Below are 16,009 nucleotides of genomic sequence, written 5' to 3' on the forward strand. Positions count from 1 at the left end.
CCAAAAATCATTCCTTTAACGATACAGATAGGGAGAAATTATGATGGAGAAATTAGAAAATAAGATAAACAGGTTGTTGAGTTTAGGGTATGAAGGAGAATACTGGGATTTTAAAGAAAAATGGCATACTGATAATGGGAAATTGGTACATGATATTCTATGTTTTGCAAATACAGTTCACGACAAAGATTGTTTTATAATAGTTGGAGTTTCCGATTCGGGTGAACTTAAAGGTTTGGATGAGCATGAGAGAAAACAACAAGCCAACATTATAGATATGCTTAGAAATTTAAATTTTTCCGGTGATAGACCTAACGTATTTTTAAGATCGTTAAAGTTAAGAGGGAAAACAATTGACGTTTTAATAATACCTAATTCAATTAAAGTGCCTTATTTTTTAAAAAAGGATTACAAAAAAGTAAAATCGGGTTTTATTTACACAAGAACTGGTGACAGTAATACTCCAATTGACCAAAACTCTACAATTTCTGTAATAGAAACTTTATGGAGAAAGAGATTTGGTTTGAATAAAACAGGGTTAGAACGGTTTAATCAACTCTTGAAAGACAAACTTTCTTGGGAATACAATGATTATGGATACTACTATACTTATAGTCCTGAGTATGAATTAAGGTATAAATACACCGATTCTCCAAGAGAGACAATAACAGAGTTCTATTCTTATGCTGTGTATAATGAACATACTACAACTCAACAAGCTGAACTTATAGTGAATGGTACAGTTCTTAAGGAAATACAGTTAGTTACGTTAGATGGGGGCAAATATATGACTCCTTCACCTGAGTGGGAATATATTAAGTTTGGGTTCGATGATATATATGATTTTAAATATTTTATTATAGGAGACCTTTTATACAATTTACATAATTTCTTTATAGATGAACAAAGTGAAGATGGAATGATTGCTTGCAGAAATTTTTTAGAAGTAGTTTTAATATTTAAAAATGAAGAAGAAAAGGAAAAGTTCTTAGAATTTGTGCAGGATAAACAAGATGATTTCAAAAGTAAGTTAAAGCATGCAAATAATAACAATCATAAAATCGATAACAAAGTTCATCAAAGACGCTTTGCCACTGCTAAAGTATTAAAACAAATGTTTAAGGAGTTTAGAGCAAAAGGAAATGAAAGGTTGATTAATGTATGAGAGAAAAAATTGAAGAGTTGTTGAATGAATTTAAAGAGAACGGAAGTGTGCTAGTTAATACATCTGTGCAAAACTTAGAAGATTCTTTTGAAAAAGCCCTGATTTCAATTACCGAACATTATGATAAAGATTACAAAAATGGATACGTGCGTTTCTTTAAATCAAACAGAAGCTTTTTCTTATGATTATAATTTAAACAAAAAGAGCATTAAACTAAATGCTCTTTTTCATACCGCATCGCCGGCATTCCCGCAAGAATATTCCACTCTTCACAGAGCTTTTGAACAAAGTGTAATCACAATTGTCGCAGCGGCCGTATTTTACATCAGGATATTCTTTATAATCAAAAACGATTGAAGTATCATACCCGTTTGTTTCGTATTTCTCTTCCACAAGATCACCTACATAATTTATTCAACATACTCAAGAATACCAAATTACGTTCGATATAGGGAGGGAACAAATGATTGGATTAGCTTATTTTTTAATTATCTGGCTTGGAGTTGGATTATTGACTGGCATTAAGTTTATTTTTGTTGATCAGGTCTATGACGAAGAGTTTAAAGAACTCATGGATAAAGAAACAACAGCGGGCATGGAAAGGAATTTGGCCAGCCTGTTTTTCAAAAATAAACTTAACGTTATTGCTTTTTTCATGTTAATTGGTTTGCTGCCATTAGCAATGAGGATTACAAAATTATTTAAAAGAGGTTGATTTATGTCCTTGCTTGATTATTTTTATGTACTGCAGTTTGAAAACAAGGAATACTTTAAAGCATTTAAATTAGATGAGAGCGGTTATTTGACATCTAGCAACCTCCATGAAGCTTCTAAAATGCATAATATGTTAGAAGTCATTGAAGTAGCAAGTGAGCTTAAAACGAAGTGTAATGTGCAATGTGAGGTAAGGGAAATTCAAGTTGTGACTCGGTAAGGAGTGTTCATGTGTATTGGATAGAGTGGATTGAAGGTGGGGAAAAGAAGAGCATTGTTGCTGAAGGTTGGATTGAATGGGCTGCTATACTTGAAGACTTGTATCAGAAGCGGTTTGAGTGTGTTGAATGGAAGAGGCTTAAATGAAGAAGAATTGCTTCAATAGAAGAATTGCTTGAAACCTTACTAATTTGTTAAACGTATACTGATAAACACGCAAATAACAAAAAAATGAAGTTTATAGGGGGGGGGAACTACAGTGGAAAAAGCTGAAATTCAGGAACTTAAATTGCGTATATTAAAAGACATTGAGATGTTTCAGTATTATTTAAAAGAAGTTCTAGATAATGAATTGATTGAAGATTCAGCTGCGTTAGGGATTGCGAGGCAAATACTTAAGCAAGGGGCTGAGAATCTAACAGAAAAACAATGGTATGTTTTTTTAAAACATGGAGTTGGGGAGGTGAATTACGTTTCACAATGTCGTAGAGACTACGAAAAAATCCCATGGGAAGAGATGCTTGGTGCAGTATATATTTATGAAGATGGTTTATGTTCTTATTGTAGACACAAAGAAGAAAAAGGCGAATAGATTTTTGAAAAAACGGGGGTAATTAAATTGACAAGAGTACAAGAATTAGTAAATGAATTGAATGACAAAGGCCTAAATGATATTGGATTGGCAATCATTTTAATGGAAAAAGCGTTAACTGACCTGGAGCAGGGGAATTATTCAGATGAGGTCAACATTGCAGACTCAAAACGCCTTATGTTAAAAGAAATGATGAAAATGCAAAAAAATCCTCGTTAATTGGTGTAGACTCTTCGGATCACATCCATAATAGCTTAAGTATTTACTACGAGAAATTTGCTAATCGAATTGGAAAGCTATCTGAAAAGAGAGGGGAATAAATTGTGAGCTATATTGTAAATGGGGCTGGAGCTAAAATTTTTAGCGATATTAATAAAAATAAAAAATTAGATATACCAAATTTAAAGAACGATTCTGAAACCGGAAGGGTATATACTGTGTTGTCTGTCGGTTTTATTGGCACACATCCATTGGCTACTATTGAGGATGAAGCAGGTGATCCAACAGCAAGGTTATTACCAGAAGATTTGACTTCTTGGGTGTTATCCACTATAGATTTTAAAAAACGCGGTGTGAATCTTCTTCCTGAAAAAGTTGAATTTGGGAAGATAGATGGGGTTAGCTATGCAGAGATGCTGTAGTCAACAATGCCTTCTCAACTGAGAAGGCAGTTTCAATAAAATAGGAATTTTAAAGAGAATACAAATACAAAAAATATGTACAAAGTAATTGACTCGTAATGTGATCTATAGTATTATTAAGTTAACCAATAAAGACAACAAAAAGAAATGAGGGGAAATAATGGAGTTAATAAGGATAGCTATGAAGAAAGACTTGGAAAATGACAACTCTTTAATGAATAAATGGGCAACAGTAGCTGGCCTTAAAAACCCCAATCCTCTTTATGACTTCTTAAACCATGATGGGAAAACTTTTAATGAATTTTCTTCAATAGTCAACATTGTTAAAAGTCAGTATCCAGACCGTGAATATGAATTAATGAAAGATTACTGTTTAAACCTAGATGTTAAGACAAAGGCAGCAAGAAGTGCATTGGAGTACGCTGATGCAAATATGTTTTTTGAAATAGAAGATGTTTTAATAGATTCAATGATTTCTTGCAGTAATATGAAAAGTAAAGAATATGGAAAAGTGTATAAAATACATAGAGAACTGTCTAACTGTGATATTACTGAATTTGAGGCAGTGAAAAGACTCGGTAAATTAAATATTAAGACACCTGAAATGAATTCTTTCTCAAGACTCTTGCTGCTTTATCATTATTTAAGCACTGGTAACTTTTCTCCGATGGCCCAACTAATAAAACAAATTGACCTAAGTGAGATTTCTGAAAACATGTACATTAGAAATACATATCAAACAAGAGTTCATGTTCTAATGTCTAATATAAAGCTAAATGAAAATTCATTAGAGGAGTGCAGAGAGTACTCTGAAATGGCATTAGAAAGTACAAATATCCAGAGATTTCAGGTTTTCAGCTACTTAACAATTGGTAACTCTCTTTTATTTTCGAATTATGAATTGGCTCAAGAAAACTTTTTAAAAGGGCTAGGCGTTTCTGTTCAAAATGAAAATTACAACATGATTTTCCAGCAGGCTTTGTGCTTCTTAAATAATGTATGGCGCAAAGAAAATAAGTGGATTAATTTTGAATCTGAGTCAATTATAGATTTGCAGGAGCAAGCTCATTGTTTTATCAACTTTAATGAAAATTCCAAAGCAAAAGAAGTTTTGGATAAACTAGATCGTTTACGTCATAACGATAATGAGCTTGCAATGCATCATTATTTGAAAGGGAGGCTCGAACAAAATAAAGCAAGTTTCTATTCTTCAATCGAGTATTTTAAAAAGTCTAATGACAAATTCCTTATTAGGCTGCCGTTGTTAGAACTGCAAAAGATGGGTGAAAATCAAAAACTTTTAGAACTACTTTTACTTTAAAGGAGGTGAGACAATGAAAAAACTTATTATGGCTTTAGTTATCTTGGGCGCACTAGGCACTTCTTACATAAGTGCAGATTCTTCAATCCAACAAGCTTCAGGTGATTATGAGGTTGCTGGAATGCCACGTGGAGCATAAAATCCATTGACACATAAAGTTATTAGTATTATCATTTACTTAATTAAATTAATCAGAGAAAAGGAAGACGTTTGGCTCTTTTGAGCTAAGCGTCTTTTGTAGTTTTAAGGCCATCACTTAAATATTAAGTTTTTATAACATCTAGTGATCAACTTCAAGTACATACACCCTAATTCAAAATGTAATGCATTACAAAGCAGCACATTCGCAAAAAAAATTGCGTAGAATGTGCTATTTGTCGTTAAAAAAATCTTTACTTCCCTTTTGTAATGCATTACAATTGCTATAGATGTAAAAGATAAAAAATATGTATATAGGAGGTTGGTGGTATGTCCGCAATTAGTTACTTGAAAAACAGTATGACAATGCATAAAACCATTTACCAAAAGAAAGTTGAAAGCTTAGTTAAAAATGATTTGTTTTTTCATGAAAAAAGCATTGAAAAGTCAAAAATAATGAAGAATGAAAATGTTCGAAAACAACTAACTAAAGGATACATGAAATTGTTAAGTGAGTACAAGGAGGATTAATAATGCATGTTGTAGAACTTAGGTCTACAAATCATAAAGATATTGATGCCGAATTTGTTTTAAATGCGAAACAAACTTACATAGAGAGTGTACTAAACATAAGGAATATGATTGTTCATGCAAAAACTGAAGATGATCTACATGGTGCAAAAATAGAGATAGCAGCATTATTAAAAGATCTAAATAGAGTATTATTAGGTGGAGATGGATTAAAAAGAAGCATTGAAAATAATCCACATTTTAGATCCCTAATACAATTTGTTAAGAATTTAAAACGACACATTGCAATTGAATTTGAAGAGTTTATTTATCAACCATAACATATACGCACTGCAGTCTATAGTATACATAAAAAATAGGAGGTTGACATGTCAGAGCGAATAAAACAGCTAATGGTCAAACGTGGCATCACAATAGAGGAATTGTCGAGGGAAACAATGATTGATATTCAGACATTAAACAAAATCATTGAAATGTCAGATGAATCAGATGTTACAACCATAAAGCTTATCGCTCTGGTATTGAATTTCTCTATTGATGAGTTATTGGATGAGAAAGGAGGAGAAGATAATGCAAAATAAAGTTAAACAATTAAAAAATTATGCTGTTTACGATGATATCGAAGGCTTTTTAATCAATAAAGATATAAGAAGTAGCTCAGGGAATTCTAACTATATGATGCCTTCATCAACTACAAGAGTGTCTAACACAAGAAAGAATTATGAAGGGGATATTAAGCAGTTCTTTAGTGTGATTAAAGGGAAAGATGTCAAAAGTTTAGTTCCCCATGATTTAGTTGTAACTAAAAGTGAATTAAGCAACTATGTTAAGTATCTTCAGGAAAAGGGATTAGTTAATAATAGTATTAACAGAAAAATGACCTCCCTTAAGATGCTCTATACATATTTGGAGCATGATTATAAGGACTATATTGATTTGTCGGTGTTTAATACTGTCGAAAGGCTTAAAACAGTAACTAAAAACTGGGATAAAACAACCCAGACAGAAGCGGAAAGAATTGCCCAGGATATGTATATAAATGAAAGGCAAAAGCCTTTAATGAAAAAGCTGTTTGTTAAATTCGCCATAAGAACTTCTTTTCGTGTAAGTGCGATTTTGCGCGTAAGATGGAGCGACATACAGCATGATGAAAGTACAGGCCATTATATAGTAACAGTTATTGATAAAGGATCTCAGGTTGTGTCTACAGGCATTAACCAGGTATTTTATGAGGAATTGTTGCAGCTGAAGGAAGAGGATGACAGTGAAACTGAATTGGTTTTTAAGGGGCTTTCGGAACAATCTTTACGACACTCATTGAAAAGGTCGAAAAAAAGGATGGGTATACCTCCTGAAAGAGAATTAGTCTTACACTCATTTAAGGGTGTAGGAATTGACTATGTCTATGAGAATTCTGGTCACGATTTACTTGCAGCAAAAGAACAAGGAAATCATAAAAACACATTAACAACAGAGAGATATATGAGCAGAAAGATTAACATAGCGAACTCTGCTGGTGTAACAATGGATGAAAAAATTGATTTAAATCCACTATATGAAGCAACTAAAGAGGATTTTATTAGTTTTTTTGAAAACACTGATCTTTTTACATTAAAAAAGTTTATAAAGCATGTAAATGAGCGATAATCATTTTTTCGGCATATTACTCAGTTCAAATGATAATTCTTCTTGATTAACCAGATTGCCTTTGGTAACTTTAAATTTAGCAACATGACATGAGGTGAAAGGCTATATGACAGTGATCTTTGATCAGTCTGCAAATGAGAAACTGCTTTCAGAAATGAAAGATGCTATCTCGAAAAATAAACACATAAGATCATTTATTAACGATATTCAATTAGAGATGGCTAAAAATAAAATTGCTCCAGGGACAACACAAAAATTAATTTACGATATAGAAAATCCAGAAGTCGAAATTTCTAAAGAATATATGTACTTTTTAGCCAAGTCACTATACTCAGTTCTTGAAAGTGAAAGGTTTAATCCACGAAATTACTTCACAGAAACGGATATGAGAGAAATTGAAACTTTATGGGAAGGATCTGTGGAGGAAGATATAAAATTTCCGTATACATTCAAACAAGTTGTAAAGTACTCGGATGATAATTATTTCTTCCCAATCACTGCTAAAGAGTTGTTTATGCTATTTGAAAATAAGTTATTGCACTATAATCCTAATGCTCAAAGAACAAACAAAACGAAAAAACTAGAGGGATCAGATATTGAGATACCTGTACCGCAGCTCAATAAACAATCGGTTGAAGAAATAAAGGAACTGTTCTTAGAGGGGAAATTAATTAAATCAGTTTTTACGTTTAATGCACGTGTTGGAAGCGCAAGTGGTGGCGAAGAATTAATATATGATGACGATACTATGTCGCTTACAGTGACTGAAGACACCATTCTAGACGTTTTAGACGGGTATCACCGGCTAATAGGTATTACTATGGCTATAAGACAGCACCCTGAGTTAGATCATTTGTTTGAAGAAACCTTTAAAGTAGACATCTATAACTACACTCAAAAAAGGGCGAGAGAGCATTTTGGGCAACAAAACACAATAAACCCAGTCAAAAAATCTAAAGTTGCCGAGATGAGCCAAAATGTTTATTCAAACAAAATTGTTAAGTTTATTCAGGATAATAGCATAATTGGTGATTATATAAAGACAAATGGAGACTGGATAAATCAAAATCAGAACTTGCTTATAACTTTTTCTGACTTCAAAAAGGCAATTGAAAGAAGCTATTCTAAAAAAGATTTTTCTACTCAGGCAGACATATTAAAAACTGCAAGATACCTTACATCTTTCTTTGATGCTTTAGCTACACAATTTGTAGATGAGTTCTTAGGTGATATAGCAAAAGAACGGAAGAGGAGTTTTGTAAACAACTATTTGTTCTTTAATGGATATGTGGGATTAGCTAAGAAATTGCAATTAGATGGGGTAAGTCTGGAGGATTTGGAAAGTAAGATTACTGATGTTTTAGGCTCTATAGACTTTAGTAAGAAAAATAAGTTGTGGGATGAACTAGGTGTAGTAGACAAGAATGGGAACGCTAAGTCACCACAAAAGATATGGAATTTCTTTAACAATTTAAAAATAGACGAGTAATTACTTAGGAGTTGTTTGCTGCAATGTTCAATAGTGAGATTAAGGAAAAATATATAGATACCTTATCTGAGGGTATGGTTTTGCAGATGAGGCCTATTTTTGCTAAAGCAGAGATTACTGAGACTTTATATAATAAAGACATTTATGATTTCACATCAATGCAAATTTTAGAGCTAATACGATCATTCGATCAAACCACTATCGGTAGTGTTCGGAGAACCTTAGCATTATTGTCATTGTATATTGATTGGGCAATTTCATATAAGTTAAGTAAAGGATTAACCAATTTAGCAAGAACTATTTCAGAAGAAGAGCTTTATGAGTGTCTTGGGGATAAAAAATTATATATTACTTATAGTGAATTAGAAGAAATGGAAAGTCAATTAGTTAATTATCAATCAAAGGCTGTATTAAGGCTGTTGTTTGAAGGGGTTTCAGGTTTAGCTCATTCTGAATTGCTAAGTTTAACGAAAAAGCAAGTTGAGGATGCGATGCTAAACGGTAACGTTTTAACCCTGCATGATTCAAAACACGGTGAACGAAAACTAAAAGTAAGTAGTGAATGTCTTGTTATTGCCTTAAATGCAGCTCAGGAAACTAAATATAAATTAAAGAATGGGAAGGCAAAAGGCCAAACAAAAGAAGTCTTTTTAGTTGAAAATGATTATGTAGTTAAAACAAAAAGAACGTCCAACAAAGGAGACGGCCAAGCAAGCAAATTTGTCATAACTAATCTAATTACTGATATATCTGAGTTCTTTAAAATTAACTTTTTAACACCAAACACTATTGTTAGATCTGGTCATTTGTATAGAGCATATCAGCTTTATAAAGAAAAAGGGGTTATTGATAACTCTGTAAGGTATCAGATTTTAGATGACTTTAATTTAAGAGTGAAATCCAAATATCGAGCAGTTTATTCAATGCAAGATTATATTAATGAGGAAGAAGTTAATAAATATTACGCAGAAGAACTAGGTCTAAAAGAGACGACCATTTAAATAAGAAATCCATTTGACTATTTTGGTTAAATGGATTTTTCTTTTATCTCAAAAATTGTGAAAAAATTCGCATTTCGACAAAAATAGACAAAATAATCACTTTAAATACATGTTTAAATGTAGTAAGATGGTCATGTAAACCATATGGTTTACTAAGGAGGAGACCAAGACCAAAGTCTTAGTCGTTTCAATGCCTTTCAACCTTGAATTCATAGAGGTCTTCGACATTACAATCTAAAGCAGCAGCAATTCTTTTTGCAGTTCTAATAGACATGTCTACTTTAACCAACCGATTATAGTCGCTCAGCTGCTGTTTCTTGATCCCAGTTATCTCTGAAAGTTCATTGATTGTAATGTCTTTCTTTCTACATAGTTCAGGTATCAAGCATTGCCCGATCTCAACTTTAATCATAATCGGACATCCTCCTGCGTTCTGTTATGGAAAGACATAATACATATCATACCATACGAAGCCGATAAATAACCACTAGCATAACACCTACTTTCTATGTATAATGATTATACAAAACAGAACGCACGTTCCCTTGGCGTCTTAAGGGTTTATCACAGAAAATTGAACATAGGAGAATGAGGATGGCAGGTTATTTAAACAATATTGCACTGAGTCTGGAAATTGTACTCAAAAACAAAGCAGATAGTCCAGAAGTCTCTGAAACATTGGTAGCCAGGATTTGTGAAAATTTACTTTTGTCTAAAGAAGTCTCGTTTTTAAAAGCTGACGGATCAGTTGAGAATTTTAAATTAAATGATATGGAATATGAAATAACAAATACAGAAGAATTGCCTGAGTAAAAATAAAAAAAGAAAGACTCCATTAAACATAATGTAATCAGCAGCAAGAGGAGAATGAAGGTATTGTTTTGAATATATTTGTTGATCAAGATAATTACAAAGAGGTTAGTCTAAGACTCACAAAAAAATTGCTGACTTCAGAACATTATCAATTCCTACTTGGCTTCAAGGGAGAGAAATTAGATATTACAATTTCAATTACGCCACAAAGCCTCGTTAAGCTGAGGGATGACATCAATGAATTGATCTTTATGTTCTCAGATTAAAATTAGATTCGGTCACATAAATTGGCCGAATCTAATTGACAGATATTAAATGATGGGTTATAGTTTATTCAAATACAAATAATATGTATATAGGAGATGATAAAGAGAGCTATGTTGCTTGATGAAAAACTCGATAAATTAACAAAAGCGGTTTTGCGATTACAAGCATACAAAGAAGAGAAAAATTTACGAAGGGTTATCGGAGAATTTCACTCAATAATCGATTATGCTTACGAGGGGATGTATATAGCTGAAGATATGTTAAGAGAAGAAGTGAGTAAGAGTAAAGAAGTAGGTACATATTGAACGTTGTAATTGTTCACTCAGATCACAAAATTAAAATTAGTGTATAAAATGTAAGTTTTATTCAGACTTATATTTTAGGAGGGAATAGCTTGAATCTACAAAAAATGTTCGAAATGCAAAAGGCGCTTGATGAACGGATTATCAAAGAGAAGGGGCTGGAAGGTCAGGACTTGCTGCCAAATCTTATTCTCGCTTTACAGGTGGAGCTGGCCGAGTGTGCAAATGAATGGCGCGGCTTTAAGCATTGGAGCAATGACAGAGAACCTAGAATTTGTGTAATAGATAAAAAGGGACAGACTGCAAAAGAATATTATAAAAATCCACTGCTTGAGGAATACGTGGACTGCCTGCATTTTATCTTGAGCATTGGGAACCGAATTGGATATGCACACGAAAATTTAGGGAAGTGGACTGACTTCACTATTGTAAACCAGTTTAACCACTTGTTTGGATATGCTTCGGACTTATATAAAGCAATACATGAAGATTGGTTTGAAGAAAAGTTATTTGATACTTACGATGAGTTTTTTGCGGGTTTTATCGGTCTAGGTAAAATGTTTGGATTAACCCATGAACAAATTGAAGCTGCGTACATGGAGAAAAACGCTGTCAATCATCAGCGGCAGCAGGAGGGGTATTGAAATGAGAAAACCAAAAACAGCAAGACTCAAGAAGAAAAAAGGGTTCAATCGGGAAATCACATTGCAAGAAGCTTTCGATGTTATTGCGGAAGAATTGTGTAGACGAGGACAAGAACATTGCGCTTTTATCGCACTAGAACAATGGACAGGGAAACTCATTCCCGAAAGAAAAATCGAATTAAGTCTGGTTGGCGATGAAGCGGGGGAACACATTTCCGTTGTGAAATCAAGTAAGGCTCCGTCAGAAATAAAGAAAGGTTTGAAATAAGGAGGATGCACAATGAACGAAATTAACCCGATGAAGAAGTGATTTAGGATTTAACTAATGAAGAAGAAATGGTGCTGATCATTGACGAGAGCTTGTTGTGAAAATATAAAAGAGGGAAGATTCCCTCTTTAAAAGTCAGCACTCATACAGGTGTTGAGTACCAACAACGTTCAAATGCACCATACCAAATACCTGAGTAAGTTTTCGCACCTTTTAAGTACCAATTATAGGTACCGTCGTTATAAATAGCCGGTATTGCATTTCTAGAAGAGTATGGGCCAAATATTTCTGAAGTACAATGCTTCCATGTTTCATTAGGGCTAGCAGCTTCTGCTTGAGCAGTAAAAAAAGCAGATGAAGAAACTAGCAAAGCGAGTGATAGAACTGAACTTGCAATTACTTTTTTAATTTGCATGATTGATGCTCCTTTTCGTTAGGGATAATAGTCTTACAAGTTTAATAATACTATATATTCAAATATAATCCATGTAAAAATTTATTTAACTTATATGGGAATTAGTAGCGGAAGAAGATAAGGAGGGCGCGGAGTGAAGGAAAATATTCTTTGACCCATCTGCAGCGAAGGCCAATTGGAACTATGGCATATGGATATTTACGAGTGTGGGACGATGCTACCGAATGAAGTATTGAAGTAAAATAACGATGGACTTTGAGTAATTGAGGTTTCAGTCTAGATAAAAGATGCATTTTATTTAAAAAAGGATGGTGATTGAATGGGAATGTTTGATAGCTTTATTGGTCAAATTAAATGTCCTAATTGTAAAAATCAACAGAAAACAGAAATTCAGTTTAAATGGGGTGAATGCTTACTATTAGATTATGAGTTGGGGGATGTTGTTTCAGGAGCGCCAGAAGGTTTATATGTCGAAGATGATTGGTTTAACGAGCGGTGCTCAAACTGTAAAACAGAATATATGCCGAATGTGGTTTTGAAAAACGGGAAGGTTATTTCATTTATTAGCAAAGAGGAGCTTCAAAAAACAGACCTTGCTCAATTAAAAGATATCCCATTAAAACATGCTAAGACTCAAAGGTATGAAAGAGATAAAATCGTTGCTAAGGGTTTTACTAAAGAATCAGCCGATTTCAATAAGCAACCATTTAAGGAGAACCAGATTATAATGGCCTTTGAGCGTGAATGGAAAGTTTCTAAAGGATGGAGAAAGGACTTTAACTCAGAAAAAGTTAGTGAATTTTTTAAACTTTCCGGATGTGCAACTAGGAAGTCTGATTACTGGTTTGTTTATATAGTTGTAGATGCTACAGGATTGAAACGCTTCGTGGAAGTTTCCGACAGAATTAAACATTGGTCAGACAATGATGATAGGTACGGCAATATGCTATTCAGTGAAACCTATGGATTTAAAGATGAGCACTTTTTATTTAGTGAAATTTTTTGATAGGGAGGAAATGAGGGAATTAGATTAGTAAAGGAGTGGAAAGATGGAAATGTTACAACCAAATCAATATTTTGACATGATTAAATCAAAGAAAAATAAGGTTACAGACAAAGAGCTTCAAAGGTATTACGACAATTGCTTGGTATTACTCAATAAATATAAGCAAACCAATCAAATTAAAGCTGCAAAGAAACTGATATTCCACTTAGAGTCAATTGAAAAAGAAAGGGAGATTGTAAAGCTTGGTATTGATACGTTTGTTTATCGAGATGATATTGAAGAATACATAGATAACATTGCAAAAGATACAGTCAAAATTATTGAGCTTGAAAATTACGAACGTGAAATCCCTGATGATGTCATCATCAAATACAGCAAAGTGAAAGACAAATTGGATCGTTTTTACGTGGTGTTTACAGATTATACGGGGAAGGTTGAAAGGCAAGTCGAAAAAGAACGAAGAGATAAAGATCCAATTCTATTTGGCACTTTTCAAGATGAATCGAGTGGTACTTTGATTGAACGTTTTTATTTCATAGGTGACTGGGAAGATGAATATTGCGATCTCACTTTAGATAAGATGATTTCCGAAGTACAGGAAGCAAAAGAATCCAATATTGCAATGACCATCAATACACCCCAAGATATCGAGCAATTGAAGATACAGTTAAACAACATGGACAAGATAGCAAATGGGTTTAGGATGAATAACCCCGGATTTGCAGTGGTTAACGAAAAGAAAAGTTGGTTTAAAAAGCTGTTCAAAAGGACGAAGTGATGAAAAGAACAGTTGACCTTACTGAAAATAGAGAATTCATGAAGATCGGAAGTAACCAAAGCAAGTCATTATTGCAAAGGTACTTAAAGAAGCGAATATACCCATGGAGTGTACAAGCAGAAGTAAGACAGAACTACCTTTATAGTAACGGCTTATTGTTAACTGGCACCGGCTTTGAAAGGGAAAAACAACAGGAGACAGCAGCCTTTGATAAGACGTGTCATTGTTGTGGTAAGTGGGACTCATTCCATATGACGATAACTAAATCAACTCTGTGTAAAAGTTGCGAAGAAATGCTTGATCACAGTGTTGTGGGCAATGTCCCTTGGAGAAAGCAGTTTGGATAAAAGTAAAATTTTAATGAAAAGAGGAGCTATATGAGAAAGTATCAAACAAGGACACAAGTTGCATTAAATTTCCTGCTTTCGGAGGCCAGAGAAGAGCTTAGATTATGTGAGGACAGAATAGAATATCTTACAAAACATAGGGATTATGTTCACATGAAGATAGAGAAACAAGTAAAAGCAAATTTAAACGAGAAAATTGAAAAAATATCTTCATTAATTGACATGGAAAATGAGTCTTCTTCATATTTACCTTCACTTTTGCAAATTCAAATACTAGATACAAAGGGAGAAACAATAATTCAGGAAGAGCATTTATCTGAAGTGATTGAATAAAATTGAAGTTTTAAAGAAAAAGGAGCTGTTTTAAAGTGAAAGATATCCGTGTGATATATGACAGAAACAAAACTTTGGAAGCGGTCGTTGTCCAGTTTGGAGATTATATGTGTGAGCTAACAGATTCACAAGTAATTGATGAAGAAAATAAAGAATTTGATGTACTTAATGATGAATATCAAGGAGCTTGGAAATATGAAAATGGAGAACACTGCGAAGTTGAAATTTATGATGGTGTAGACAAGTGGGTCTGTCAAGCATTCTTACACTGAATAAAAAGACTGTTTTAACGGAAATGAGAGGTGAAAGTTAATGAAATTAAGGATAATGAAATGTTCAGACGCAAGCTACTGGTACAGGGATAAGATAGGTATGTATTACGATGTATTAAATAAAGGCGGGATAGCTCATAGTGTACAACATGATTCAAACACTCCTTTATCAAAAGCTGCAGTTCTTAAAGAAGATGCCATTATTTTTGAAGATGAAAAGCTTGATAAGGTTCAGCAGTTGTTTAGAAAACTAGATGATCAGCTACAAAAGATTTGTTTATAGGATGGTGAAAATGCATCATGGCGATTGATTTTGCGAAACTGAGGGATCCAGAATGGAAAAAGCAATGGCTTGAAGAGGAAAAAGAACGTGAAAGAATACAAGAAGAACAAGAAACACTGAGAAAGAAGACAGTTTGCTTTACCGGTCACAGACCAAATAAATTGGGTGGCTATGATATGAAAAATCCCACAATGCTCAAACTCAAAGATAAGCTGCTTGAAGTGATTGAGGAGTTAATCATAAAAGAAGAGAAGTCTAGGTTTATAACTGGAGGAGCGTTAGGAACTGATCAGGCTGCTTGCTGGTGTGTACATATTCTAAAGAAGAAATACCCACATATCAAAAACATAATTGCTACACCATTCAAAGAACAAGATAGAGTGTGGTCTGCAGAACAAAAGATGTGGTACAAACGTATGCTTGATGTGTCAGATGAGATTATCAATGTTGAAGAATTAGATAAATATAAAGTTAGTGAAGCTGTACCAGGTGAGTTTTCGCCAGCTAAGATGCAGAAACGAAATGAATACATGATTGATCATAGTGAAGCAATAGTAGCTGTTTATGACGGAAGTAAAAGTGGGACAAGGAACTGTCTGAATTACGCTAGGAAAACATACTTAGGACATCAAATTTGGAGGCTGCATCCAAAATGTGATTTTGAATTAGATGTATCATATACACCTCAATAACCCAGCGGGAGGTAATAAAGCATTGAATTTTTTTAACTACAGATCTGAACAGAGAGGATATGAGCAAGAATACTATGGGGGTTATTGTAATCAAGTGAGAAATCTTGGTTTAAAACCTATCCCATTTCACA

At 33.5% G+C, this 16,009-nt stretch carries 31 protein-coding genes; 28 read left to right on the forward strand and 3 right to left on the reverse strand.

The genetic code is table 11. The features are described from left to right. The first annotated feature begins 43 nt into the window (after positions 1-43). Both KXD37_RS17080 and KXD37_RS17085 read left to right on the forward strand, forming a co-directional pair. The gene (locus KXD37_RS17080) at positions 44-1,165 is read left to right on the forward strand and encodes a helix-turn-helix domain-containing protein (protein ID WP_263463315.1); all 1,122 of its coding nucleotides are present in this window, start codon (positions 44-46) and stop codon (positions 1,163-1,165) included. Continuing rightward, on the forward strand, positions 1,162-1,350 hold the full coding sequence (locus tag KXD37_RS17085; protein ID WP_075747637.1) for a hypothetical protein: 189 nt from the start codon (positions 1,162-1,164) through the stop codon (positions 1,348-1,350). The genes KXD37_RS17080 and KXD37_RS17085 overlap by 4 nt, the downstream gene beginning before the upstream one ends. A gap of 28 nt (positions 1,351-1,378) precedes the next feature. Here the strand turns inward: KXD37_RS17085 and KXD37_RS17090 are convergent, their stop codons facing one another. Beyond that, positions 1,379-1,558, reverse strand: a complete 180-nt coding sequence (locus tag KXD37_RS17090; protein ID WP_263463316.1) for a hypothetical protein — start codon at positions 1,556-1,558, stop codon at positions 1,379-1,381. A gap of 70 nt (positions 1,559-1,628) precedes the next feature. Here KXD37_RS17090 and KXD37_RS17095 point away from each other — a divergent pair, with 70 nt between their 5' ends. From KXD37_RS17095 to KXD37_RS17160, 14 genes are all read left to right on the forward strand, one after another. Continuing rightward, a complete protein-coding gene (locus KXD37_RS17095) occupies positions 1,629-1,880 on the forward strand; it encodes a hypothetical protein (RefSeq protein WP_263463317.1) in 252 nt (83 codons plus the stop codon). 3 nt (positions 1,881-1,883) lie between these two features. Then, complete coding sequence (locus tag KXD37_RS17100) at positions 1,884-2,099, forward strand: hypothetical protein (protein ID WP_263463318.1); 216 nt, start codon at positions 1,884-1,886, stop codon at positions 2,097-2,099. Between the two features lie 11 nt (positions 2,100-2,110). After that, on the forward strand, positions 2,111-2,245 hold the full coding sequence (locus KXD37_RS17105; protein ID WP_263463319.1) for a hypothetical protein: 135 nt from the start codon (positions 2,111-2,113) through the stop codon (positions 2,243-2,245). 112 nt (positions 2,246-2,357) lie between these two features. After that, positions 2,358-2,690, forward strand: a complete 333-nt coding sequence (locus KXD37_RS17110; protein ID WP_263463320.1) for a hypothetical protein — start codon at positions 2,358-2,360, stop codon at positions 2,688-2,690. Positions 2,691-2,717: 27 nt separating this feature from the next. Further along, on the forward strand, positions 2,718-2,909 hold the full coding sequence (locus KXD37_RS17115; RefSeq protein WP_263463321.1) for a hypothetical protein: 192 nt from the start codon (positions 2,718-2,720) through the stop codon (positions 2,907-2,909). A 104-nt stretch (positions 2,910-3,013) separates the two neighbouring features. Further along, a complete protein-coding gene (locus tag KXD37_RS17120) occupies positions 3,014-3,331 on the forward strand; it encodes a hypothetical protein (protein WP_263463322.1) in 318 nt (105 codons plus the stop codon). Between the two features lie 160 nt (positions 3,332-3,491). Beyond that, the gene (locus KXD37_RS17125; RefSeq protein ID WP_263463323.1) at positions 3,492-4,652 is read left to right on the forward strand and encodes an AimR family lysis-lysogeny pheromone receptor; all 1,161 of its coding nucleotides are present in this window, start codon (positions 3,492-3,494) and stop codon (positions 4,650-4,652) included. Between the two features lie 13 nt (positions 4,653-4,665). Then, entirely contained in the window at positions 4,666-4,791 is a 126-nt protein-coding gene (gene aimP / locus KXD37_RS17130) for a lysogeny pheromone peptide AimP (protein WP_009967508.1), read from the forward strand. 329 nt (positions 4,792-5,120) lie between these two features. Continuing rightward, positions 5,121-5,321 carry a hypothetical protein gene (locus tag KXD37_RS17135; RefSeq protein ID WP_004399418.1) on the forward strand — a complete coding sequence of 67 codons (201 nt, stop codon included), beginning with the start codon at positions 5,121-5,123 and terminating at the stop codon, positions 5,319-5,321. A 2-nt stretch (positions 5,322-5,323) separates the two neighbouring features. Next, positions 5,324-5,641: a hypothetical protein gene (locus KXD37_RS17140; RefSeq protein WP_263463324.1), complete on the forward strand. Its 318-nt coding sequence runs from the start codon at positions 5,324-5,326 to the stop codon at positions 5,639-5,641. 48 nt (positions 5,642-5,689) lie between these two features. Continuing rightward, positions 5,690-5,902 carry a helix-turn-helix domain-containing protein gene (locus KXD37_RS17145; protein WP_263463325.1) on the forward strand — a complete coding sequence of 71 codons (213 nt, stop codon included), beginning with the start codon at positions 5,690-5,692 and terminating at the stop codon, positions 5,900-5,902. Then, positions 5,892-6,968, forward strand: coding sequence for a tyrosine-type recombinase/integrase (locus tag KXD37_RS17150; protein WP_263463326.1), 1,077 nt, complete (start codon positions 5,892-5,894; stop codon positions 6,966-6,968). Before KXD37_RS17145 ends, KXD37_RS17150 begins: the two co-directional genes overlap by 11 nt. A gap of 106 nt (positions 6,969-7,074) precedes the next feature. After that, complete coding sequence (locus KXD37_RS17155) at positions 7,075-8,457, forward strand: DNA sulfur modification protein DndB (RefSeq protein ID WP_254517580.1); 1,383 nt, start codon at positions 7,075-7,077, stop codon at positions 8,455-8,457. A 23-nt stretch (positions 8,458-8,480) separates the two neighbouring features. Further along, positions 8,481-9,458: a hypothetical protein gene (locus KXD37_RS17160; protein ID WP_263463327.1), complete on the forward strand. Its 978-nt coding sequence runs from the start codon at positions 8,481-8,483 to the stop codon at positions 9,456-9,458. 187 nt (positions 9,459-9,645) lie between these two features. Here the strand turns inward: KXD37_RS17160 and KXD37_RS17165 are convergent, their stop codons facing one another. Next, positions 9,646-9,870 (reverse strand): helix-turn-helix domain-containing protein, encoded by a 225-nt coding sequence (locus KXD37_RS17165; protein ID WP_004399410.1) that lies wholly within the window; start codon positions 9,868-9,870, stop codon positions 9,646-9,648. A 182-nt stretch (positions 9,871-10,052) separates the two neighbouring features. On the opposite strand from KXD37_RS17165, the gene KXD37_RS17170 reads away from it, so the two are divergent. The 5 genes from KXD37_RS17170 to KXD37_RS17190 all read left to right on the forward strand — a co-directional run bounded on the left by KXD37_RS17170 (position 10,053) and on the right by KXD37_RS17190 (position 11,752). After that, entirely contained in the window at positions 10,053-10,271 is a 219-nt protein-coding gene (locus KXD37_RS17170; RefSeq protein WP_071578959.1) for a YopT family protein, read from the forward strand. 68 nt (positions 10,272-10,339) lie between these two features. Beyond that, positions 10,340-10,537: a hypothetical protein gene (locus tag KXD37_RS17175; protein WP_119996859.1), complete on the forward strand. Its 198-nt coding sequence runs from the start codon at positions 10,340-10,342 to the stop codon at positions 10,535-10,537. Positions 10,538-10,648: 111 nt separating this feature from the next. After that, entirely contained in the window at positions 10,649-10,843 is a 195-nt protein-coding gene (locus tag KXD37_RS17180; RefSeq protein ID WP_119996858.1) for a hypothetical protein, read from the forward strand. 89 nt (positions 10,844-10,932) lie between these two features. After that, positions 10,933-11,484, forward strand: coding sequence for a dUTP diphosphatase (locus KXD37_RS17185; protein WP_263463328.1), 552 nt, complete (start codon positions 10,933-10,935; stop codon positions 11,482-11,484). Between the two features lies 1 nt (position 11,485). After that, entirely contained in the window at positions 11,486-11,752 is a 267-nt protein-coding gene (locus tag KXD37_RS17190; RefSeq protein ID WP_263463329.1) for a hypothetical protein, read from the forward strand. Positions 11,753-11,894: 142 nt separating this feature from the next. Here the strand turns inward: KXD37_RS17190 and KXD37_RS17195 are convergent, their stop codons facing one another. Beyond that, positions 11,895-12,167 (reverse strand): hypothetical protein, encoded by a 273-nt coding sequence (locus KXD37_RS17195; RefSeq protein WP_213419261.1) that lies wholly within the window; start codon positions 12,165-12,167, stop codon positions 11,895-11,897. Positions 12,168-12,486: 319 nt separating this feature from the next. Between KXD37_RS17195 and KXD37_RS17200 the strand changes: the two genes are divergently transcribed. From KXD37_RS17200 to KXD37_RS17230, 7 genes are read left to right on the forward strand one after another with little or no spacing between them, the layout of a single operon-like run. After that, positions 12,487-13,173, forward strand: coding sequence for a hypothetical protein (locus KXD37_RS17200; RefSeq protein WP_263463330.1), 687 nt, complete (start codon positions 12,487-12,489; stop codon positions 13,171-13,173). A gap of 43 nt (positions 13,174-13,216) precedes the next feature. Then, entirely contained in the window at positions 13,217-13,951 is a 735-nt protein-coding gene (locus KXD37_RS17205; protein WP_263463331.1) for a hypothetical protein, read from the forward strand. Further along, positions 13,951-14,298: a hypothetical protein gene (locus tag KXD37_RS17210; protein WP_263463332.1), complete on the forward strand. Its 348-nt coding sequence runs from the start codon at positions 13,951-13,953 to the stop codon at positions 14,296-14,298. Before KXD37_RS17205 ends, KXD37_RS17210 begins: the two co-directional genes overlap by 1 nt. A gap of 30 nt (positions 14,299-14,328) precedes the next feature. Then, positions 14,329-14,631: a hypothetical protein gene (locus KXD37_RS17215; RefSeq protein ID WP_263463333.1), complete on the forward strand. Its 303-nt coding sequence runs from the start codon at positions 14,329-14,331 to the stop codon at positions 14,629-14,631. A 35-nt stretch (positions 14,632-14,666) separates the two neighbouring features. Next, positions 14,667-14,903 (forward strand): hypothetical protein, encoded by a 237-nt coding sequence (locus tag KXD37_RS17220; RefSeq protein ID WP_213420327.1) that lies wholly within the window; start codon positions 14,667-14,669, stop codon positions 14,901-14,903. A 40-nt stretch (positions 14,904-14,943) separates the two neighbouring features. Further along, positions 14,944-15,186 (forward strand): hypothetical protein, encoded by a 243-nt coding sequence (locus KXD37_RS17225; RefSeq protein WP_263463334.1) that lies wholly within the window; start codon positions 14,944-14,946, stop codon positions 15,184-15,186. 17 nt (positions 15,187-15,203) lie between these two features. Next, entirely contained in the window at positions 15,204-15,878 is a 675-nt protein-coding gene (locus KXD37_RS17230; RefSeq protein ID WP_263463335.1) for an SLOG family protein, read from the forward strand. The last annotated feature ends 131 nt before the right edge of the window (positions 15,879-16,009 follow it).

The organism is Bacillus sp. XT-2 (assembly GCF_025696525.1).
GTDB classification, from domain to species: Bacteria; Bacillota; Bacilli; order Bacillales; family Bacillaceae; genus Bacillus; species Bacillus halotolerans.